Raw genomic sequence first — 21,193 nt, 5'->3', positions numbered from 1 at the left:
GTGTGAATAGTGTGCTGATCGCCCGTCGATTAAGTGGCTTGTGGTTGCTGCTTATGCTGCTGTTGGCGGTTTGGCAGCTGCCGCAATTATCCCTCGACAGCAATATATTGGCGCTGTTCCCCGATGGTGACTCACGCAGCGCCGAGGCTCGGGTCGAGCAGGCATTTTCTTCTCGTTTTGAACGTCGGGTGGTGCTGTTGTTTGGCGCAGATGAGCCGGACACCGCTCGGCAACAATTGCCCCAAGTACGCGCGGCGCTTAGTGCCTGTGAGTGTTTTCAGTTAACCGAGGCCGCCAGCGCGCCCGCTTCGCTCGCCTCGGTCTATCAGGGCCATACTGCCCAATTGTTAACGCCCCAGTGGCGCCAGCGACTGCAGCAAGGCAATGCTGAACAGTTGGTTGCGCAGGCGCTGCGGCGCCTCTTTACGCGCCCGGGCGGGGTCGGAGCTGAGGCACTGATTAACGATCCGCTTGGCTCGCTGGCCGACTTTACACGTACTAGTCAGCCCCAAAGTAAGGTTCAAATTGATTCCAGCGGTAACCCTTATGTTGTGCTCAAGCGGCGGCGTTATTTTGTGGTGCCGCTTGAGCTTACCGGCTCGCCTTTTAACGTTACAGTGCAAAATACGGCTCGCGCGGCGATCGCGGCGGCGGATAATTTATGGCGTGAGCTGCCTGGCGCCGAGGTGCTTAAAACCGGGGCGTTGTTCTACACCCTCGCCGGTACCGATCAGGCTCGCCGGGAAATATCGACCGTTGGCGTCGGTTCGCTGCTGGGGATTATTGCTTTATTGTTGTTGGTGTTTCGCAGCCCGGCGTTGTTACTGCTGGCGTTTGTGCCACTCGCCGCCGGTGTGGTGGCGGGGCTGGCGACCAGTGCCTTAGTGTTTGGCGCCGTGCATGTCATGGCACTGGTGTTTGGTGCCGCCTTAGTGGGCGTGGCGATCGATTACGGTTTGCATTATTTTTCGGCGCGCCTTGCCAGTGGAATGCAGTGGAGTGCAACCCGTGGCACCCGGCATTTATTGGCGCCGCTTGCGCTTGGTTTAGGGACCAGTGTGGTGGGCTACCTAAGCTTTATTGCGGCGGGTTTTCCGGGGTTTACCCAGATTGCGGTGCTCTCGAGCACTGGTTTGGTCACCGCCCTGGCCACTGTGTTGTTCTGCTACCCGAGTTTGTTAGCCAGGCCCCCCCGGCGCGAAATGCCCGCCGGATTACAATATTTTGTTCGTCATTTGGCGCGCGCTCACGAACGTGTCTTGCAGCCCTTAGCGCCTCGGCGCCTGTGGTTATGGGGGGTATTGTTGGGGTTAATTGCGCTGCTGAGCCTAGCCCCTACCAGCGATAGCATTCGTCAAATGCAGCAGCCCGATCCCGCGCTGGTGCAAATGGAGACAAGAGTTCGAGAGGGGTTGGGCGCCGGCACTGCCTTGCAGTATGTCTTGCTGCAGGCTCCGAGTGCCGATGCGTTGATGCAACGCTTAGCGCAAACGGTAGCGCGCCTGGAGCCACTAAAAGGGAGCCAGGCGTTAGCCGGCTATGATGCGCTAACCCGGGTGCTGCCTTCGGCGCAACAGCAACAACACAATCAAACGCTGTGGCAAAGTGCCGTCATCGACAGCGGTGCCTTGCCGCAGCTTGCACAGAAATTACAGCTAACGGACAGCGCTTATCAGAAAATGCTGCAAGCGGTTTCACCCCGTCCGCCGTTAACGCTGGAGAATATCGAGCAGGCTTTACTCGAGCGGCCGGACTTACCGTTGTATTTTACCGACGAGGGTGAGCACTTTAGCGCTGTCAGTTTAGCGACACCTATCGATGTGGCGACGGTGCGTCAGGCTTTAGCGGGCCTTGACGGGGTGAGCCTGGTGGACCCGGTAGCGCGCACCGATCAACTGCTAGCGCATTATCGACACAGTGCCGCCGGTTTGCTGTTGCTTGCGTACGTCATTATTGGTGTCTTGCTGGCGCGTCGTTACACAATGCGCGGGGCGCTGGGGGTTATTTTGCCGCCGGCATTGGCTAGCACTTTGGCGCTGGCCATTATTAGTGTGTTGGGTTACGCATTAAATGTGTTTCACCTAATGGCGTTGTTGTTGGTACTGGGTATTGGTATTGATTACACCTTGTTTTTACGCGAGGCCCATTCGGAGCAGGTAGGTACGCGGTTGGCCATTGGTTTATCCACTTTAACCACCGTGTTATCGTTTGGCCTTTTGGCTCTTTCGGCCACGGCGGCAATTCACAGTTTTGGCTTAACGGTTTTACTGGGTATTGTGATGGCCTATTTATTGGCACCGCTGGTGAATTTGGCAGAAACTAAGCAACAAGTGTAATGGGAAAACTATGGTAGAGCCTAATGAGCAGTTAGATGTTGTGGTTATCGGTGCCGGCCCGTCGGGGGTGGTGGCGGCTACGTTACTGCAGCAAAAAGGCTACCGCGTGCGGGTGCTGGAGCGGCAGCATTTTCCGCGCTTCTCGATAGGCGAAAGCTTGCTGCCCCAGTGTATGGTGTATCTCGAAGAAGCGGGTTTCACCGATGTGGTAAATCATGCAGGGTTCCGCTTTAAAAATGGCGCGGCCTTTGGTTGGGGCGAGCGTTACACTTGGTTTAACTTTGAAGAAAAGTTTACCCCCGGCCCCGGTACTACTTTTCAGGTAGAGCGCGCACACTTTGATAAATTACTGGCCGATGAGGCTGCCGCTCGCGGTGTGGATATTCGCTTTGGTCAGTCGATCACGGGCTTCGCCGATACCGATGCCGGCTCGCAATTAACCGTTACCGCCGAAGATGGCAGCGTGAGCCATATTGGCTGTCGTTTTGTGCTAGATGCCAGTGGTTTTGGTCGGGTGTTGCCGCGTTTACTCGAGTTAGAAACACCCTCTGATTTCCCGGTGCGCCAAGCATTTTTTACCCATGTAATGGATGGCATTACCTCCGACAAATTCGATCGCGATAAAATTTTAGTGACGGTACATCCCACCGAGCGGGATATTTGGTACTGGTTAATTCCACTGAGTGACAGTAAATGTTCTTGCGGCGTTATTATTGATGAGGCCAAGCTTGCTCAGCGCCGAAGTGAAACTCCCGAGCAGTTGCTGCACGAGCTGATTGCCGAGGCGCCTGTATTAGCTGATTTACTCAAAAATGCTCAGTGGCCGGTAGCGGTCAATACACTCTCTGGCTACTCGCGCAGTGTTAAGCACTTAGCCACAGAGCGCTATGCGCTGCTAGGCAATGCCGGGGAGTTTCTCGACCCTATTTTCTCTTCGGGCATTACCATTGCTATGCGCTCGGCCAGTACGGCGGTGGCAACTCTGACGCGCCAGCTAGAGGGCGAGCCGGTCGATTGGTACCGAGATTACGAGCAGCCACTGCGCGAGGGTGTGGATACGTTTCGGGTATTTGTCGAGGCGTGGTACGAAGGGCTGTTTCAGGACATTATCTTCTTTCCGGGCCAAGTGGCCAGCGTGCGCGATATGATCTCGTCGGTATTGGCCGGCTACGCGTGGGACAAAAGCAATCCGTTTGTGGCCGACCCCGTCCGCCGCATGAGCGCATTAGCCCAATTTTGCCGGCCGGAAGAGGCTTAACCCATGCGTATTGGCCAGCGGCTAGGTATGATAACGTCTGCAACGCTGCTGAGCGCTTGCGCCAGCGTGCCGCCCTTTAGTGAAAGCCCGGCTTGTGCACCTACCGGTGATCGTACTGTGCGCTTAATAGTGAACCACGACAAACGCGAGCAGCCACTGCTGCTGCGTATCGAAGGGCATAGCACTCACACCGTGTTTGTGGCGCTGGATACGATTGGCTCGCCACAATTTAGCGCCACACTTAGCGCCGGGCAGCTGCAGCTTGATGTTTCGCCTTGGTACCGGGGGTTAGATCCGCAGGCGCTGGTGTGGGGTTACTATTGGTGGAGCTTACCCGATCAAGCGCGCAAAGATTGTGCGCAGAGCACCGGCTTGCAGTTACAGCAAACCGATAGCAGGATAACCTTGGCGCAGGGCGGCCGCAGTGTATGGCGCTGGAGCCCGCAGCAGGAACAACAATACCAATTGCCACAACAGGGCGGTTCCGTCAGTGTTGTGCCTCTTAAGAGATAGTCATGGCGGTATATTTAACAGATTTAGGTTTGGTGAACGCGCTGGGGGCAGGGCAAGCGGCCGTCAGCCAGGCGCTGTTCGCCGGCGAGCGGGCGCTTACGCTATGCGATTGGGTGCCTGGCCGCACGACCTATACGGCGCCGGTAACCGCCAACTTGACGTCGTTACCGCCAGAATTGCAAGTGCTTGATTGCCGTAATGCGCGCCTGGCGGCCACCGCCTTAGAGCAAATTAGCCCTACGCTCGAGCTGGCGCTGGAGCGTTATGGTGCTCACCGTGTGGCGGTGGTGGCCGGTACCAGCACCTCAGGTATTGCCGAGGGTGAGGCGGCGATTAAATCGCTTATGGAAACGGGTAAATTACCCGCCCAATATCACTATAGCCAGCAGGAAATCGGCAACCTCTGCGCTTTAGTAACCAAGTTAACCGGTGCCACCGGGCCATCCTACACCTTGTCCACCGCCTGTTCGTCCAGCGCCCATGCGTTGGGCTCGGCAAAGCGCTTACTGGATGCAGGCTTGGCCGATGCAGTTATTGCCGGCGGTGCCGACAGCCTGTGCCGACTAACCGTCAACGGTTTTGCCGCACTTGAGTCTGTGAGCGCAGAGCCCTGCTTACCTTTTAGTGTCAATCGCTCGGGCATCAATATTGGCGAGGCGGCGGCTTTTTTTCTGGTCACCCGCGAGCCATTAATTCACGATATTGAGTTGCTGGGGGTAGGTGCGTCCTCCGACGCGCATCATATTTCGGCACCCGACCCTACCGGGGCCGGCGCCGAAGCGGCCATTCGCGCGGCACTATCCAGTGCCCGCTGTGAGCCCGACGAGGTGGATTACATTAACCTGCACGGCACGGGCACCCCGCTGAACGATGCAATGGAAGCGGCGGTAGTAGCGCGACTGTTTAGCCACCAACCCCTGTGCAGTAGCAGTAAAGGTCAATTAGGGCATACCTTAGGTGCGGCGGGTGCCACCGAAACGGCACTGTGTTGGTTGGCCTTAACCGAGAGCTGTACACCGCCCCATGTGTGGGATAAGCAACCCGATCCAGCGTTGCCCGAGTTGTATTTTGCCCCGCGCAACAGTTTATTGCTGCCCGCTTCGCCCCGGGTTGTACTGAGCAATTCGTTTGCGTTTGGTGGCAACAATGCGGCCGTACTTTTGGGAGATTCTCGCTCGTGAGTCTGGCCGATTATCTGCCCCATCAACCTCCGATGCGCTTGATTGATACACTCGTTAACAACTCTCATCGCGACGTCGAAGTACTAGCCCATATTAACAGCGACAATGTGTTTTACGATGCGGTGCGCGGTGGCGTACCCGCCTGGGCGGGCATCGAATATATGGCTCAGGCAGCGGCGGCTTGGGTGGGCTTGGAGGATACCCAGGCCGGTCGCGCCATTGACCCGGCGTTTTTAATCAGCTCGCGGCAATATACCGCACACCAGCCGCTGTTTGTGCTTAACACAACACTGCGTGTTGTCGTGCATGCTGATTTAATCGATGGTTCTTTGGTGGCTTTTACAGGCTGCATTTACCATGGCACCGAATTAATGGCCGAAGCGGTTTTCACCGCTTATCGGCCTGACGATGTTGCCGCCTATATGGCGGCAACGGAGCCGGCTCTGCAGAGCACGGGTGATCGAATGAATAATGTAAGGAGTAAACCATGAATCGCCGGGTACTGGTTACCGGATCGAGCCGTGGCATCGGTCGCGAGATTGCGCTGGAGTTAGCGCGACAGGGCTTTGCTATCGCTGTGCATTGTCGCACCAATCGCGCCCAGGGGGAGGCGGTTGCAGAAGAGGTTCGCGCGCTCGGTGTCGATGCCGAGCTATTGAGCTTTGATGTCGCCAATCGCACCGAGACCCGCGCGGTACTCGAGGCCGTGGTGGCGGAGCACGGCGCCTTTTACGGTGTCGTCTGCAATGCGGGTATTACTCGCGACAATGCATTTCCTGCCATGAGCGATGACGATTGGGACAGTGTGATTCATACTAATCTGGACGGTTTTTACAACGTCGTGCAGCCGCTGGTTATGCCCATGGTACAGGCGCGCAGTGGCGGGCGAATCGTTACGCTCTCGTCCGTTGCCGGGTTGGCTGGCAACCGTGGGCAGGTAAACTACAGCGCGACCAAGGCCGGGTTAATCGGCGCCACGAAAGCGTTAGCTCTGGAGCTTGGCAAACGTAAAATCACCGTTAATTGCGTTGCCCCAGGCATTATCGAAACCGACATGATCGATGAAGTGTTTGCCGATGAAGCTAAAAAAATGATTCCTCTTAAACGCTTTGGTGAGGCGCGTGAAGTAGCCAGTTTGGTCGGGTATTTAATGAGTGACTCAGCCAGCTATATCACCCGGCAAGTCATCTCTGTTAATGGTGGGATGCTCTAATGCGCAGAGTCGTTATTACCGGTGTGGGCGCTGTTAGCGCCTTGGGCAACAACTGGGCCGATGTGCAAACCGCGCTCGCCGCCGGTCAGAATAAAATTCAGCGATTTGATGAGTGGGATGACATTGAAGGGCTTAACACGCGTTTAGGGGCGCCGGTTGAATTTTCGACCCCCACCCATTACCCACGCAAAAAGCTGCGCAGTATGGGGCGGGTGTCGGTAATGGCGGTTAGCGCTACCGAGCAAGCGTTGGCTCAGGCGGGGCTGGAGGATGATCCCTGCATAACCAATGGCAGTACCGGCGTCTCCTACGGCTCGTGCATCGGGACGCCGGCCGATGTGCCGGCGTTAACGCGCGTAGTCACCGATAAAACCACCATCGATTTAACGGCATCGACGTACCTGCGCACCATGACGCACACGGCCACCGTGAATATCGGTTTGTTTTTTAATATGAAGGGCCGGATTATCCCCACCGCCTCCGCCTGTACCTCTGGTAGTCAGGGCGTGGGATACGCCTACGAGGCGATTAAATACGGCATGCAAGACGTGATGGTAGCCGGCGGTGCCGAGGAGTTTCATGTAACCCCTATCGCTGTATTTGATACGCTGTTTGCCACCAGTACCCGCAACCATGAGCCCAACCTGACGCCGCGCCCGTTTGATGCAAAGCGCGATGGTTTAGTGATTGGCGAGGGGGCGTGCTCTCTTATTTTGGAAGAATATGAACACGCTCGCGCCCGGGGGGCGACTATTCTGGGGGAGATCGTCGGCTACGGCACTAACTCCGATGGTGCTCACGTTACCGAACCAAGCGCCGCGACTATGACGGCGGCTATGCAGTTAGCACTGGCGGATGCCAACATCGGGCCCGAGGCCATCGGTTATGTTAATGCTCACGGCACGGCCACGGCGAAAGGTGATATCGCCGAAAGCCGCGCCACCGTCGCCGCGCTGGGCGAGGGGAAACCTATCAGCTCGCTAAAAAGTTATATCGGCCACACGTTGGGCGCCTGTGGTGCGTTGGAGGCCTGGATGAGCTTAGAGATGATGCGCAGTGACTGGTTTGCGCCCACCATTAATCTCGAACAAGTTGACCCAGAGTGTGGCGAGTTGGATTACATTCAGGGCGCTGGTCGCACTATCAATTGCGACTATGTGATGAGCAATAACTTCGCCTTTGGCGGGGTAAACACGTCGTTAATTATTAAGCGTTACCCATGAACCGCGTGGTGGTTACGGGTATGTCTGGCGTCACCTCGCTGGGCGCTGGCTGGGCAGATTTTTCGGCAGCATTAAAAAGTGGGCGCAGTGGTATTCGCGCCATGCCTGAATGGGCCACATACAAAGGGTTGCACTCCCTTGTGGCCGGCCCGATCGATGACTTTGTTATGCCCAGCGACTATCCGCGCAAAAAAGTGCGCGGTATGGGTCGGGTCGCGCTGCTGGCCACGCGAGCCACCGAGCTTGCTTTACTCGATGCTGGGCTGTTGGGCTCGCCGATTGTTGGCAGTGGCCAATGCGGGGTCGCGTACGGGTCGTCGACCGGTAGCACGTTGGCCACTTGTCAGTTTGCCGAGCAGCTGGCGCATCACGATTTAAGCCGCATGACCGCCACCACCTATGTGCAGATGATGAGCCACACCACTGCGGTTAATTTAAGCATTTTTTTTGGTGCTAAAGGGCGGGTATACACCACTTCATCGGCGTGCACCTCGGGTAGTCAGGGCATTGGTTACGCCTACGAGGCCATTAAAAGCGGCCGGCAAACGTTGATGATTGCTGGCGGCGCTGAGGAGTTGTGCCCCTCCGAGGCAGCGGTGTTTGATGCCTTTGGTGCGGCCAGCACCAAAAACTCAACACCCGCCATCACGCCCAGCCCGTTTGACGAACACCGCGACGGCTTAGTGATTGGCGAAGGGGCCGGCACGCTGATACTCGAATCGTTTGAGCACGCGCAAGCGCGCGGCGCCACGGTGTACGCCGAGGTGATTGGTTTTGGCACTAACGCCGATGGCGCTCATATAACTCAGCCCGATGCGGACAGTATGCAAACGGCCATGGAGCTAGCGCTAAGCGATGCCGCTTGTCAGCCTCAGGATATTGCTTACATTAATGCTCACGGCACCGCCACTCCCTGGGGCGATGTGGCCGAGAGTTTGGCCACGGCACGGGTGTTTGGCCGCACAGTGCCGGTGAGCAGTTTAAAAGGTCATTTAGGCCACACGTTAGGAGCTAGCGGCGCGATCGAAGCCTGGGCGTCGATCGGGATGATGCGCGAGCGCTGGTTGGCGCCGACGTTAAATTTATCTCACCTCGACCCCCAATGCGCGCCGCTGGACTATATTACCGGGGCTCCCCGCGCCACTAATGGCAATACAGTAATGAGTAATAATTTTGCTTTTGGCGGTATTAACACCTCGCTGATCTTTCGTGTAATGTCCTAGCCCTGCGTTTGCCCCAGCCGCGTAAACACCTCTGGTAATACATTGTTCATTTCTGCAATTGACTCTATAGTCTAAGTCAGCGCGTTACCGGGTTATGGAGGGTGGCGTTAGGGGTTATCGGACAGAGGAAAGTCATTGTGAAATTGATTGTTCAAGCGCCATTACTGGCGGGATTGGCCTGCAGCTCGATGGTATGGAGTGCCGAGCTCGATGAGTTGCAACGTGAGTTGGATGCCACCCGCGCGCAACTCGACGCACTGCAAACACGGGTAACCGAGAGCGGAGCGGCTAGCGAGTCGCGACATAAAAACTTTGTCGTGTACGGCTTTGCACAGCTGGATATGATTCAGGATTTCGAACGTGTTAACCCCAACTGGGAGGCGACTCTGCGCCCCTCTCGTATCCCTACGCAAGATGGCCAGTATGGCAGCGACGGACAAACCATTGCCAGCGTGCGCCAGAGCCGGTTGGGTGTTGAGGCCAACTTGCCGGTAGGCGAGGACACGATTCATACCGTATTTGAATTTGATTTGTATGGCGTTGGTGCCGATGAAGGTCAAACCACCATGCGCGTGCGCCATGCCTACGGCGAATGGAAGTCTATTCTCGCCGGGCAAACCAATTCGCTGTTTATGGACGGCAATGTTTTCCCCAATGTTATTGACTACTGGGGCCCGGCGGGCATGGTGTTTTTGCGCAACCCACAAATTCGCTGGACGCCCATAAAGGGTACTAACACCTTTGCTGTGGCGATCGAAAGTCCCGGCAACGATGTCGATAATGGCATGTTAGGGGTGGATGGCTTTGACATTAGCGGTGACCAACCCCTGCCGGATGTCACCATGCACTACCGCAACACCGGCCATTGGGGACATGTTCAAGTGGCGGGTATTCTGCGCGATGTCGCCTACGAATCAGTTCAAGCCGACAACAACGAGCCCTCGGGCAATGACATAGGGTGGGGGTTAAACGTTACCGGCACGCTTGCCTTTGGCGACGATACCCTGCGCCTGGGTACCGTGTACGGAGAAGGGATTGCCAGCTACATGAATGACGGCGGTATGGATATGGCACCCGAGGGCCCGAATGCCGACTCGCTAAGCTCGGTACCACTACTGGGTATGATCGCCTACTACGATCATCAGTGGAGCGAGCGTTACAGCACATCGTTTGGCTACAGCTTTACTGAAGTGGATAACCAAGCGTATCAATTACCAGACGCCTTTAAAAAAGGTGAGTATCTCTCGGCCAACCTGTTGTATACGCCCCGCAAAAATTTGCTAATGGGGGTGGAGTACCTATGGGGGCAGCGCACTGACTTTGGCGGTGCATCGGGCACTGATAATAGGGTGCAGTTATCGCTTAAGTACACTTTCTCGACACAGGATTTTTAACCCGCTCGTGAATCCGATCGGGCCTTTATTGAATGGGCGAGCGCCCAGAATGGCAGGGAGTTAACGATGAATCAGTGGATCGCAGATAAAACCCGTAACAAAACTGGCCGTAGCGCGATGGAGGCTGTGTGTGGTTGGGTGATGGGGGTGGCCTTAACCGTGGCGTCAATCGCACCAGTGCAGGCAGCCGATGTCGATTTGAGCAAAAAAGCTATTGAGAGTGCATTAAAGGCGGCTTACGAAAAATATAAAAATCTCGACGAAGGTGCTAACGCCGATTATATTCCGGCGCTGGCAAAGGTGGACCCGGACATTTACGGCATCGCCTTAGTGACCACCGACGGCGAGCTTTATACCGTGGGCGATATCAGCTCAGAGGTCTCTATTCAGTCAATCTCCAAGGTTTATACAATGGCCTTGGTGATGGACGAGCAGGGGCCAAAAACCTTTTTAGATAACATGGGGGTTGATGCCACCGGCCAGGTGTTTAACTCGATTGTGGCTATCGAGCAGTATCAGGGCGCTGAAATGAACCCGTTAGTCAACGCCGGCGCCATAGCCACCACCGGTTTAGTTGAAGGCCGCGATTATGATGTCATTTGGGGCAAAATTTTGGCTAAGTACGAGCAGTTTGCCGGCCGCGAGTTAACGGTGCTAAATGATATCTATGAGTCTGAGGCCGCCACCAATCAGCGCAACCAGGCCATTGCCTCGCTGATGCATGCCTACGGTCATATCGACGATAATTTCTTACGGGCGACGGATATCTACACCCGGCAGTGCTCGGTGGGCGTTAACGCCAAAGACCTAGGCATGATGGCCGCTACCCTTGCCAATGGCGGCAAGAATCCGGTAACCGGTGTACAAGTCACTCACACTGAAAACGTACCCGAAGTTCTCGCGGTAATGGCCACCGCTGGCTTGTACGACGACGCCGGTAAATGGCTTTATAAAACCGGCCTACCAGCTAAGAGCGGCGTTGGCGGCGGTATTGTGGCGGTATCGCCAGGTAAGTTCGGTATTGCCGTTATCTCACCGCCATTGGATGCCGCGGGCAACAGTGTGCGCGCGCAAAAGGCCATCGCCGACATCTCTAATGCGCTGGGCGGCAACCCCTATGAGATAGCGCCTCAGTAAGTGGCCGTATAGACTCGCTCGGCATTGGTGTAAAATTGCGCCTTTGGCAGTTACTCAGGCGCGCAAATGATAGATCAATGGATGTTTTACCTGCTAGCAGTACCGGTGGTACTGCTGGTGGGGTTATCGAAGGGTGGTTTTGGTGGCGGCGCAGGGTTGCTTGCCGTGCCAGTACTTTCCCTCGCGGTTGACCCGCGCCTCGCGGCGGCGGTGTTACTACCTATTCTGTGCAGCATGGATGTGGTTAGCCTCTGGAGCTTTCGCGGCCAGTGGGATAAACGCAACCTGAAAATTATGTTTCCGGCTGCCATGATCGGCCTCGCCTTAGGTGCCGCCATGTTTACCTATATGGATGCCACTAAGATTCGCTTTATGGTGGGGCTAATGGCGTTGTATTTTGTCGGACACTATTTGTGGGGACGCCATATTCTGCAGCGGGTGGCTGTGCAGCAAGCGAGTGTGGTGCGCGGTAGTTTTTGGAGCACCATTGCCGGCTTTGTCAGTTATATTGCTCACGCGGGCGGCCCGCCTATTTCAATTTACCTACTGCCCCAGCATTTGCCTCGCACCCTGTTTGTTGGCACGACGGTGCTATTTTTTAGTGTGGTTAATTTTATTAAGTTGGTGCCCTATGTGGCGATGGGGCAGTTAAATCTCAGTGCCTTTACCACGTCGCTGGTATTACTGCCACTGGCGCCTTTGGGTGTGTGGCTAGGCGTTTTTTTGCACCATCGGGTGAGCGACAAATGGTTTTACGGTGTTTGCTACCTGTTGCTGGGAGTGGCCGGCGTTAAGTTGGTTACTGAGTCGGTCATTGCTTGGGGGGGAGCGTAATTATGGTCTGGGTGTTATTGGTAACGGCTATCGTCTGTGAGGTTATCGCCACCTCGGCATTGAAATCGGCCGAGGGTTTTTCCCGTCTCTGGCCCTCAGTCATCGTTGTGCTGGGTTATGGTGTGGCGTTTTACTGTTTGTCGGAGGTGGTAAAAACTTTGCCGCTGGGGGTGACTTACGCCATTTGGTCAGGTGTAGGAGTGGCTCTGATTGCGGTGGTCGGCTGGTTGGTGTTTGATCAAAAGCTCGATGCCGCCGCCCTGTTAGGGCTGGGGTTAATCGTGACTGGGGTCGTTATTATCAATGTGTTTTCCAAGACCGTGAGCCATTAAGCAGGTAATCTGTGATGGCGTTTTGCCTGCGACAGGCAGGTGCGACAATTTGTCACTGGGCGCTAATAGATCGATAGCTTAAAGTTTCTCGCCACATTGGGGGAGAAACATGAAAACAACTAACAAAATAATATCACTGAGTTTCGCGGCCTTGGCTGCAACGCCGGCAATGGCGCAAAGCGGCCAGGCAAACAAGCCAGCCGTTGAAGAAATTACCGTGTGGGGCACACAAAACGAGGCAACCAGCGCTGAGCGCGTGGGCCCTACCAGCGTACTGCACCCACAAGATCTAACCAGTATTAATGTCGCTACCACCGAGGATGTGGTCAAGTACGAGCCAAGCCTGGTGATTCGCCGCCGGTTTATCGGCGACTCAAACGGCACTTTGGGTATTCGCAGTGCCAATATGTTTCAAACCTCGCGTTCGATGGTGTTTGCCGATGGCGTACCGCTGCATTATTTGTTGCAGTCACGCTGGAGTGGCGCGCCGCGTTGGACCATGGTTTCGGCGAGCGAGATTGCCCGGGTCGACGTGATTTATGGGCCTTTTTCGGCCGAGTACAGCGGTAACGCTATGGGCGGTGTGGTGCAAATTGAAACCGCCATTCCGCAAGAGCGACAGGTTCATATCGATGGCTCGTTTTTTACCCAGAGCTTTAACGATTACGGTTTTGATGACGATGTTAGCGGCTACAAAGGCTTTGCATCCTACGGTGATAAGTTTGGCGATTTGAGTGTTTACCTATCCTATAACCATTTGGACAACGACTCGCAACCCCAGTCGTTTTACTATGCGGGCAACGCCCCGGCGGACAGCTCTGCCACAACTGTAACCGGTGGCATTATGGGGCCAGACTCGCAAGAGGTGGAGCGCTTATACTTTGGCGATACCGGCGTTATTAACACCACGACCGATAATTTCAAATTTAAAACCGGTTATGAATTCGGACGTTTCTCAACGCTACTTAACGTGGCTTACGAAGATCGGCACTCAGACACTTTTGATGCTAATAGCTATTTAACCACCGCTACCGGTGAGCCGTTTTGGGGTGGCACCATTGAGCAGGATGGCAACTATTACAGTGTACCCGGTAGTCGCCTAAACGTTGCCAATGCCGACCGGCGGAGTTTATCGGTCGGGTTGCGTCTGCGGGGTGAATTATCGGATCGCACCACGATCGAGGCAAACGCAAGTCAGTTCGATATCCTAGAGGATATAAGCCGCAGCTCTGCTACCAACCCCATGCATCCGGATTATGATTTGTCGGGTCAGGTGTCTGATTACGAGGATACCGGTTGGCAAACCGCCGATGTTAAATTAACGGTTCGCGACTGGGCGACTCCCGGGCTCGATTTTATTACCGGGGCCCGATACGAAGCTTACGAGCTTAACTACAACGTCTACGCCTCGGATAATTATCTGGCGTCGAGTAAAGATCAATACACCAGCCGTAGTGGTGGTACGACCGAGATTGCCGCTGTCTTTGCTCAGTTTAACTGGCAGCTGTCCGATCAGTGGGATGTGAGCTTTGGCGGGCGCTATGAAGATTGGCGCAGTGATGATGGCTATTACTCGGACGATGATGCGGCGACCCCTGAGTTTGATCTGGAGCAGGTGCCGGGCAATGATATAGCGCGTTTCTCGCCAAAGTTCTCGCTGGGCTATGCGCCGGCTCCTCAGTGGCAGCTACGTTACTCGATTGCGCAAGCGTACCGTTTTCCCATAGTCGAAGAGCTGTTTAGCCAATACCAAGCTTACAACACGGTGAGTGAAGCCAATCCCGAGTTAAAGCCGGAGGATGGTTTTCACCAAAACTTAATGCTTCAGCGCGACCTGGAAAATGGCTATTTGCGATTGAATGTTTATCAAGACGATGTGGATGACACGATTGAGTCACAATCGACCACTTTGCCTGGCGGCACATCCATTCGTACTTTTATTCCTATCGATAATGTCCGTACCCGTGGCGTAGAGTTTATCGCCAACGCTTATGGTTTGTGGTTGGATGCGTTAGATGTGCGGTTTAATGTTGCTTATACGGATGCCGAGATTCGCAAAAATGACGCCGACCCCGCACTTGAAGGAAACGAATTTCCGCGAACGCCCAAGTGGCGCAGCAACTTGCTGGCAACTTATCATTTAAGTGATCGCTGGGATATTGGCGCCAGTGTGCAGTACGCCAGCAACAGCTACGGCCGGCTGGATAATACTGACACAGCCGAGAATGTTTACGGCGCACAAGACAGCTACACCCGCCTGGGGTTAAAAAGCAGCTACCAGTTTTCAAAACACTTTAAGGCGGGCGTGGGGGTGGATAACCTAACTGACGAAGTTGCCTACGTGGCTCACCCATGGCCCGGGCGCACGCTTTATCTTAACTTTTCCTACGACCTGTAAGCGGATAAAGCGATGAATCAAGCCGTTAATCAAGCTGTACCCGCCGCCCACGCCGAACCACTTAAGTCCCGCCGCCAGCGGCTTTACCGAACGCTCTGGCGCTGGCATTTTTACGCGGGTGTGTGCTGCATTCCGTTTGTGATTATTTTGGCGCTGTCCGGGGCTATTTACCTGTTTAAGCCACAATTTGAAGGCTGGGTGGACCGGCCCTATAACCAACTGGCCGTTACGGGGCAGGCAGTACCGGTAAACCAGCAGATCGCCACCGCGCGAGCCGCGGTGCCGGGCTCGCAGTTTATGACCTATCAGTTGCCGGCCAGTGAGGCGAGCGCGGCCATTATCAGCGTAAGTGATGCGGGCGTGCGTACCTTGGTGTATGTGGACCCGTATCAAAATACCGTATTGAAACAAATCGCCTATAACGATCAATTTATGCAGCAGGTCAAAGCGTTTCATGGCGCGCTATTGGCCGGTACGGTGGGCTCGGTAATTGTCGAGCTCGCCGCCTGTTGGGCAGTCATCCTGGTGGTTACCGGCTTATACCTCTGGTGGCCACGCACGTCGAAAGGATTCGCTGGCGTGTTATATCCTCGATTGCGCCAGGGAAGGCGCATTTTTTGGCGAGACATTCACGGAGTTACCGGCTTTTGGCTGGCAAGCTTCACCTTGTTTTTATTGATCTCGGGGCTGCCCTGGACGACGGTGTGGGGCGCGGCGTTTAAAGAAGTACGCCAGTGGAATGCGGCTCCGGTAGAGCAAAGCTGGAGCAGCGGAGCGGTTAAGGCGGCACCGGCGTGGCGGCCACTCACGGTTGATCAGGTGAATCTATCGGGGCATGTGGTTAGTGCCGCGCGCGAATTAAATCTGGCGCCGCCGGTAGAACTATCGGTGGCGGCCAGTGAGCCCTTACTAATCAAAGTCAGCTCGCTGACGCAAAATCGTCCCAGTCGCGCCACCGTGTGGCTCGACGGTCAGACGGGTAACGTGCAGCGGACGTCAAACTTTGAACAAAAAGGCACGTTAGACCGAGTGATTGGGTTTGGCATTGCTGCTCACGAGGGGCAGCTGTTTGGCTGGTTTAACCAAGTACTGGGCGTTATTACCGCCTTGGGGTTGGTGTTGCTGTGCGTCAGCGGCACCGTGCTCTGGTGGCGTCGCAAGCCCGCTAAAAAGCTAGGGGCACCGGCTTCGGTGCCGGCTGGTCGTGCTGGAGTGGTCGTCTCGCTAATCATACTTGCACTGGGTATTGCACTACCGCTGGTGGGCATGTCGTTACTTGCCGTGTTAGTGCTGGAGTGGCTGATTTTGCGCCGGTTTCGCGCCATCCGGGATTGGCTGGGCCTTGCTAAGCCGGCCTAATTTAGCGGTAAGGCGCTATCGAGGTTATTTACCTGAGTGGCGACCTAGCTTATAGTTACATTAACTATAATAAAAGTTAGGAGTCACCATGTACACACGTGTAATCCGTAGCCCCTTAGCCGCCTTGCTATTGATATTGTCTGTTGTCTTGCTTAGCACCGCCTGCGGGAGCGGTGGCGGTGGTGCCAGCAGCGCGCCACCGGTTACCCCCTCGCCGCAACCTGAGCCCGAGCCAGAACCCGATCCTGAACCCGAACCACAGCCCGAACCTGTGACGGATATTCCCGCCGGCGGTGTCTCGGTGATTACCTCGGCCCCGGCAACTGGTTACGCATTTTGGCAGGGCGATAACAACGGCCCTGTAGGCTCGGTGGAAACTGTCAGTGCCAATCACGAGCAGTTTTCCCAGGCGGTGCGCGTCTCGGTTACTAACCCGTCGGGTGAGTTTTACAATGGCCAGTTGCAGTACCCAACCACCGCCGCGTTAAATGAAGACGACGTGCTGCTACTGCATTTGTATTTCCGCTCGGTGGAGAACACTTACGAAACCGGTGCCGGCTTTGCCACTGTATTTATGGAGACGCCCGATTACACCAAGTATGTACAGCACGAATTAAACAGTACTGGCGAGTGGCAGGAGTACTTTATTCCGTTGCAAATGCCGCGCACCGAGGCGGCGGGTGAAACGATTGTCAAAATCGGTTTTGGTGACGGCGACCGCGCCCAGGTATTTGAGGTGGGCGGTGTGCAGTTGCTTAACTTTAGCAATACGCTAAGCGTGGACGACTTGCCCATTACCAAACTGAGCTATGTAGGCCGCGAGCAAGATGCCAGCTGGCGAGCAGAGGCAAATACGCGTATCGAACAGTACCGTAAAGGTGACTTTACCGTTACGGTGCTTGATGCCGATGGCGCGGCCGTTAGTGGCGCGGACGTTAAGGTAGAGTTTGAGCAACACGCCTACCACTTTGGCTCGGTAACGGTTGGCCACCTATTAATGGGTGAGGGCAGCGATAGCGACACCTACCGTGAAAAAGTGCTTGAGCTGTTTAACCAAAGCGGCCCGGAAAACGATTTAAAATGGGCGCCGTGGGCGGGCGAGTGGGGCACAAGCTTTAACCCAACCACGACCATCGCGGCACTACAGTGGCTTAAAGATCACGACTTTTACACCCGCGGTCATGTGTTGGTGTGGCCTTCAAAAAGAAACCTGCCCGAGTTAATGCAGCGTTACTTGCCCGAAGGTAACCCCGCCGCTGCAGACCCCGAGGCTAAACAGAAGGTACTTGATCATATCGATGACATTACCAGCGCCACGGCTGCGGTATTGGATGAGTGGGATGTGCTCAACGAGCCTTACGATAATCACTACTTAATGGACGCCTTTGGTGATGAGGTAATGGTGGACTGGTTTGAGCAGGCGCGCGCAAACCTGCCAGCCCATAAACTTTATATTAATGATTATTCGATTTTGTCTGGCGGTGGGCGTAACTTTTCCCATCAAGATCACTACCAACAGACGATACAGTACTTAAAGGATAATGATGCGCCGATCGATGGTATTGGTTTACAGAGCCACTTTGGCAACTCGCCAACCTCAATTAGCCGTATTTACGATATTATCGAGCGCTTTCATCAGGCGTTTCCCGATTTAAAAATCCGCTCGACAGAGTTTGATGTCAACACCGCAGACGAAGACTTGCAGGCGGATTTTACCCGGGATTTTCTCACGATTTTCTTTAGCCACCCGGCTACCGTTGGAGTGCAAAACTGGGGATTTTGGGCCGGCGCACACTGGAACCCCAATGCGGCTATGTACACCCAAAACTGGCAAGAAAAGCCCAATGCCCAAGCCTGGAAAAAAGCTATTTATGATACTTGGTGGAATGATTTTAGCGGTACTACCAACGAAGTTGGTGAGTATGTGAATCGGGGATTTTACGGAAAATACACAGTGACAGTGAGCCGCGATGGGCAAGAGCAGTCGCAAAGTGTAATGTTACTGCCTGATGGCGACAGCGCATTTACTCTCAAGCTTGCGCCTTAATTAAGCGGGTAAAAAAACGGCGGTCGAAACCGCCGTTTTTTTGATGGGTTTTAGTTTTGCAAACCGCTATCAATGGCTTTAATCAGCTCGCCATTGGCGGTATCGCCGTTTAGCTCCCAGAAGAATGCGCCGCCTAACCCTTGTTGTTTAAGGTATTGCATCTTACTGTTAATGGTTGCCGGGGTGTCGTAGCTCCACCAGTTATTGCCACACTTGGCGTAGGCTGTGCCGGCAATTGCCCCGGTAGCCGGGCAGGTGTTTTTAAGCACCTTGTAGTCTTCAATGCCCGCTTCATAGGTGCCGCTCGCCGCACCGGTGGCCGTGCCGCCCGGTGTCGCCTGAGTTACGCCCGTCCAGCCGCGACCATAAAAACCAATACCCAGCATGATCTTCTCGGCGGGAACCCCTTTGCTTTTAAGTACTTCAATACCGTGATTGGTGGTAAACCCCTGCTGCGGAATGCCATCGTAGGTATAAAGCGGTGAGTGCGGTGCAGTGGGGCCCTGTTTGGCCCACGCACCGAAGAAGTCGTAGGTCATGAGCATATAAAAATCCAGATACTGAGCCGCACCACCATAATCGGCCGCGTTGATTTTGGCCTCGCCCGCGCCAATGGCCGAGGTGACCAAAGCGTCTTGGCCAAACTCCTGACGCAGCGCCTGCATTAAATCGCGGTAACCGCTAAAACCGCTGTTGTCGCAGCTCAAGCCGCACTCGTTGGGGTACTCCCAATCGATGTCGATACCGTCAAACACATCGGCCCAGCGCGGGTCTTCGACCAGATCGTGACAGGACTGAGCAAACTGCTGAGGGTTAGCCGCTGCCTGGCCAAAACCACCGGACCAGGTCCAGCCACCAAACGACCACACCACTTTAATCTGTGGGTACATGGCTTTTAGCCGGCGCAGCTGACCGAAGTTACCATCCACTTCGCTGGTGCCCCAAACATCGGCAACACCGTCAACACTGTCGGCCGCACTGTAGGTTTTTTGGTAATCGGCGTAGGCGTCGCCTACCACACACTTGCCGTTTTTCACATTACCAAAGGCGTAGACAATGTGGGTCAGCTTTTCGGCCGAGCCGCTGGTGTGGATATTTTTAACGTGGTAGTTGCGATCGTACACACCCCAGTTGGTGAAGTAACCGATGACTTTATCGCCGTAAGTGGTATCCACTGTGCCCACAGTAACCGTGGTGGTGACGCTATCGGTGGCGCCTTCGTCGTCGGTAACGGTTAAGGTGACGGTGTATTGGCCGTCGCTACTGTAACTATGGCTGGGGTTAGCCTGAGAGCTGCTGTTGCCATCGCCAAAGCTCCAGTCGTAGCTGACAACGTTGCCATCCGGGTCCGAGCTTCCGGCGCTGGAAAGGCTAATGCTGCTGTTGGCCTCCGTGGTAAAGGGGCCATTAACCTGTGCTACCGGGGGTTGGTTTTGATCGGCCATAACCACGGTGACATTGGCGGTCGTGGAGTGGTTTGCACCGAGATTGTCAGTAACCGTGAGAGTCGCCTGGTAGGTACCGGCATTGGCGTAGCTGTGCGACGGGTTTGCTTCGGTGCTGGTGTTGTTGTCACCAAACTCCCACAGGTAGGCGTTAACCGTACCGTCTGGGTCACTGCTGCCTGCGCTGCTAAAGGTGATGGCACTTCCGGCACTGCCGGAGTATGGCCCGTTGGCATTAGCCGTTGGAGCCAGATTGCCCGACTCGCTGCAGCTATCGGTTTGGCTCCAGGCCTCTTGCCAGTGGGCGCCATTGCCCGGCTCGTAGGCCCAGCTGGCCGATGATGAACACCAACCGGCGATATCACAGCGATACACTTGCCCGGCGTTCTGTACCAAATCGCCCGCCGCGTATTGTGTACCGGCGTTATAGAGGGCGGCGTTACAGTCGCTGGGCTCACCCGAGTCGGCACTGATAGCGGCGCTGGTGCTGGCCGTAGCGCTGGCGCCGTCGTTGTCGGTTACGGTGAGGGTAACGCTGTAGCTACCCTCGTTGGTGTAGCTGTGACTGGGCGATGCCTGGGTGCTGCTGGCGCCATCGCCAAAGTCCCACGCATAGCGGGCAATGTTGCCATCCGGGTCGTTAGAGCCCGCGCTGTCAAACGCAATGGCACTACCGGGCAGTCCACTGTAAGGGCCATTAATATTGGCCGTCGGGGCCTGATTATTGTTTGGGCCAGAGCCGTCACAAGCGCCGAGCGCAGACCATTGCTGGTATTGGCCGGAGTTGGTGCTGGGGTCGTTGCCCTGAGTCCACCAGTTTGCCTGATAGGCCTGCCCGCTGTGCTGCACCTGCGTGCCGCCGGTATAAACCGCCTGGGCGTTCCAGTTATCGAGATTGGTGCAGTCGGTTGCCTGTACGCTGTGTGCGGCAAGCGCCGCTACCGAGCACAAGCTAAACGTGTGTATAAGTTTCATGGAGTATCCCTGCTATCGTGTTTATGTTTTTTGGGGCGGCTGCTTTAAATCGCTCCCAACACCAACAGGGCTCGACACACAACCGCTGGCCATGCATTACTCATCCTGCAGCAACACATGGCACTCTTCGGCGTTGCCCCCGTTACGGGGTTGTGCGTCCTTGGTCAGACAACGTTGTCTTATTCTGCCGTGTCACCCTATGCCCGGGTCAACGATGGATAGGCTAAATTGTGACCTTGTTAAAAATTGTAAAAGAAATAAGCACTTTAGATCAAAAAAGCATCAGCACTGGCATGAAAATTACCTTTTAATTACTGAAATTCTC

General features: G+C 55.1%; 16 protein-coding genes. 15 read left to right on the top strand and 1 reads right to left on the bottom strand.

The features are described 5' to 3' along the window. Window positions 1-2 precede the first annotated feature (2 nt). From SD69_RS16395 to SD69_RS16325, 15 genes are all read left to right on the top strand, one after another. Window positions 3-2,336: an MMPL family transporter gene (locus SD69_RS16395; RefSeq protein WP_041524069.1), complete on the top strand. Its 2,334-nt coding sequence runs from the start codon at window positions 3-5 to the stop codon at window positions 2,334-2,336. A gap of 10 nt (window positions 2,337-2,346) precedes the next feature. Next, window positions 2,347-3,594: an NAD(P)/FAD-dependent oxidoreductase gene (locus tag SD69_RS16390; RefSeq protein ID WP_041524068.1), complete on the top strand. Its 1,248-nt coding sequence runs from the start codon at window positions 2,347-2,349 to the stop codon at window positions 3,592-3,594. Between the two features lie 27 nt (window positions 3,595-3,621). Then, a complete protein-coding gene (locus tag SD69_RS16385) occupies window positions 3,622-4,107 on the top strand; it encodes a hypothetical protein (protein ID WP_157471731.1) in 486 nt (161 codons plus the stop codon). A gap of 2 nt (window positions 4,108-4,109) precedes the next feature. After that, window positions 4,110-5,288 (top strand): beta-ketoacyl-ACP synthase, encoded by a 1,179-nt coding sequence (locus SD69_RS16380; protein ID WP_041524066.1) that lies wholly within the window; start codon window positions 4,110-4,112, stop codon window positions 5,286-5,288. Beyond that, window positions 5,285-5,779, top strand: coding sequence for an ApeP family dehydratase (locus SD69_RS16375; protein ID WP_041524065.1), 495 nt, complete (start codon window positions 5,285-5,287; stop codon window positions 5,777-5,779). The genes SD69_RS16380 and SD69_RS16375 overlap by 4 nt, the downstream gene beginning before the upstream one ends. Then, a complete protein-coding gene (locus SD69_RS16370) occupies window positions 5,776-6,501 on the top strand; it encodes a 3-ketoacyl-ACP reductase FabG2 (RefSeq protein ID WP_041524064.1) in 726 nt (241 codons plus the stop codon). Before SD69_RS16375 ends, SD69_RS16370 begins: the two co-directional genes overlap by 4 nt. Next, window positions 6,501-7,724 (top strand): beta-ketoacyl-ACP synthase, encoded by a 1,224-nt coding sequence (locus tag SD69_RS16365; protein WP_041524063.1) that lies wholly within the window; start codon window positions 6,501-6,503, stop codon window positions 7,722-7,724. Before SD69_RS16370 ends, SD69_RS16365 begins: the two co-directional genes overlap by 1 nt. Beyond that, window positions 7,721-8,947 (top strand): beta-ketoacyl-ACP synthase, encoded by a 1,227-nt coding sequence (locus SD69_RS16360; protein ID WP_041524062.1) that lies wholly within the window; start codon window positions 7,721-7,723, stop codon window positions 8,945-8,947. The genes SD69_RS16365 and SD69_RS16360 overlap by 4 nt, the downstream gene beginning before the upstream one ends. A gap of 137 nt (window positions 8,948-9,084) precedes the next feature. Next, window positions 9,085-10,341, top strand: a complete 1,257-nt coding sequence (locus SD69_RS16355) for a DcaP family trimeric outer membrane transporter (RefSeq protein ID WP_041524061.1) — start codon at window positions 9,085-9,087, stop codon at window positions 10,339-10,341. Between the two features lie 66 nt (window positions 10,342-10,407). Continuing rightward, window positions 10,408-11,478: a glutaminase A gene (gene glsA, locus SD69_RS16350; RefSeq protein ID WP_232301227.1), complete on the top strand. Its 1,071-nt coding sequence runs from the start codon at window positions 10,408-10,410 to the stop codon at window positions 11,476-11,478. Between the two features lie 66 nt (window positions 11,479-11,544). Then, window positions 11,545-12,312: a sulfite exporter TauE/SafE family protein gene (locus SD69_RS16345; protein ID WP_041524060.1), complete on the top strand. Its 768-nt coding sequence runs from the start codon at window positions 11,545-11,547 to the stop codon at window positions 12,310-12,312. Beyond that, entirely contained in the window at window positions 12,312-12,644 is a 333-nt protein-coding gene (locus SD69_RS16340) for a DMT family transporter (RefSeq protein WP_157471815.1), read from the top strand. Before SD69_RS16345 ends, SD69_RS16340 begins: the two co-directional genes overlap by 1 nt. A gap of 109 nt (window positions 12,645-12,753) precedes the next feature. Beyond that, complete coding sequence (locus SD69_RS16335; RefSeq protein WP_041524058.1) at window positions 12,754-15,042, top strand: TonB-dependent receptor; 2,289 nt, start codon at window positions 12,754-12,756, stop codon at window positions 15,040-15,042. Window positions 15,043-15,054: 12 nt separating this feature from the next. Further along, window positions 15,055-16,401: a PepSY-associated TM helix domain-containing protein gene (locus SD69_RS16330; protein ID WP_041524057.1), complete on the top strand. Its 1,347-nt coding sequence runs from the start codon at window positions 15,055-15,057 to the stop codon at window positions 16,399-16,401. Window positions 16,402-16,489: 88 nt separating this feature from the next. Next, complete coding sequence (locus SD69_RS16325; protein WP_052481285.1) at window positions 16,490-18,448, top strand: endo-1,4-beta-xylanase; 1,959 nt, start codon at window positions 16,490-16,492, stop codon at window positions 18,446-18,448. A gap of 50 nt (window positions 18,449-18,498) precedes the next feature. Here the strand turns inward: SD69_RS16325 and SD69_RS16320 are convergent, their stop codons facing one another. Continuing rightward, the gene (locus SD69_RS16320) at window positions 18,499-20,868 is read right to left on the bottom strand and encodes a glycosyl hydrolase family 18 protein (protein ID WP_041524056.1); all 2,370 of its coding nucleotides are present in this window, start codon (window positions 20,866-20,868) and stop codon (window positions 18,499-18,501) included. Window positions 20,869-21,193: the final 325 nt, after the last annotated feature.

Source organism: Gilvimarinus agarilyticus (genome assembly GCF_000832015.1).
GTDB classification, from domain to species: Bacteria; Pseudomonadota; Gammaproteobacteria; order Pseudomonadales; family Cellvibrionaceae; genus Gilvimarinus; species Gilvimarinus agarilyticus.
The sequence above is the reverse complement of the archived record's forward strand: the minus strand, read 5'-3'. Positions and strand labels throughout refer to the sequence as shown.

Excerpts from the sequence above, each read along its gene's own strand:
- SD69_RS16390 (WP_041524068.1), top strand. The coding sequence starts at position 2,347 with ATGGTAGAGCCTAATGAGCAGTTAGATGTTGTGGTTATCGGTGCCGGC.
- SD69_RS16385 (WP_157471731.1), top strand. The coding sequence starts at position 3,622 with ATGATAACGTCTGCAACGCTGCTGAGCGCTTGCGCCAGCGTGCCGCCC.
- SD69_RS16380 (WP_041524066.1), top strand. The coding sequence starts at position 4,110 with ATGGCGGTATATTTAACAGATTTAGGTTTGGTGAACGCGCTGGGGGCA.
- SD69_RS16370 (WP_041524064.1), top strand. The coding sequence starts at position 5,776 with ATGAATCGCCGGGTACTGGTTACCGGATCGAGCCGTGGCATCGGTCGC.
- SD69_RS16365 (WP_041524063.1), top strand. The coding sequence starts at position 6,501 with ATGCGCAGAGTCGTTATTACCGGTGTGGGCGCTGTTAGCGCCTTGGGC.
- SD69_RS16360 (WP_041524062.1), top strand. The coding sequence starts at position 7,721 with ATGAACCGCGTGGTGGTTACGGGTATGTCTGGCGTCACCTCGCTGGGC.
- glsA (WP_232301227.1), top strand. The coding sequence starts at position 10,408 with ATGAATCAGTGGATCGCAGATAAAACCCGTAACAAAACTGGCCGTAGC.
- SD69_RS16345 (WP_041524060.1), top strand. The coding sequence starts at position 11,545 with ATGATAGATCAATGGATGTTTTACCTGCTAGCAGTACCGGTGGTACTG.
- SD69_RS16335 (WP_041524058.1), top strand. The coding sequence starts at position 12,754 with ATGAAAACAACTAACAAAATAATATCACTGAGTTTCGCGGCCTTGGCT.
- SD69_RS16330 (WP_041524057.1), top strand. The coding sequence starts at position 15,055 with ATGAATCAAGCCGTTAATCAAGCTGTACCCGCCGCCCACGCCGAACCA.
- SD69_RS16325 (WP_052481285.1), top strand. The coding sequence starts at position 16,490 with ATGTACACACGTGTAATCCGTAGCCCCTTAGCCGCCTTGCTATTGATA.
- SD69_RS16320 (WP_041524056.1), bottom strand. The coding sequence starts at position 20,868 with ATGAAACTTATACACACGTTTAGCTTGTGCTCGGTAGCGGCGCTTGCC.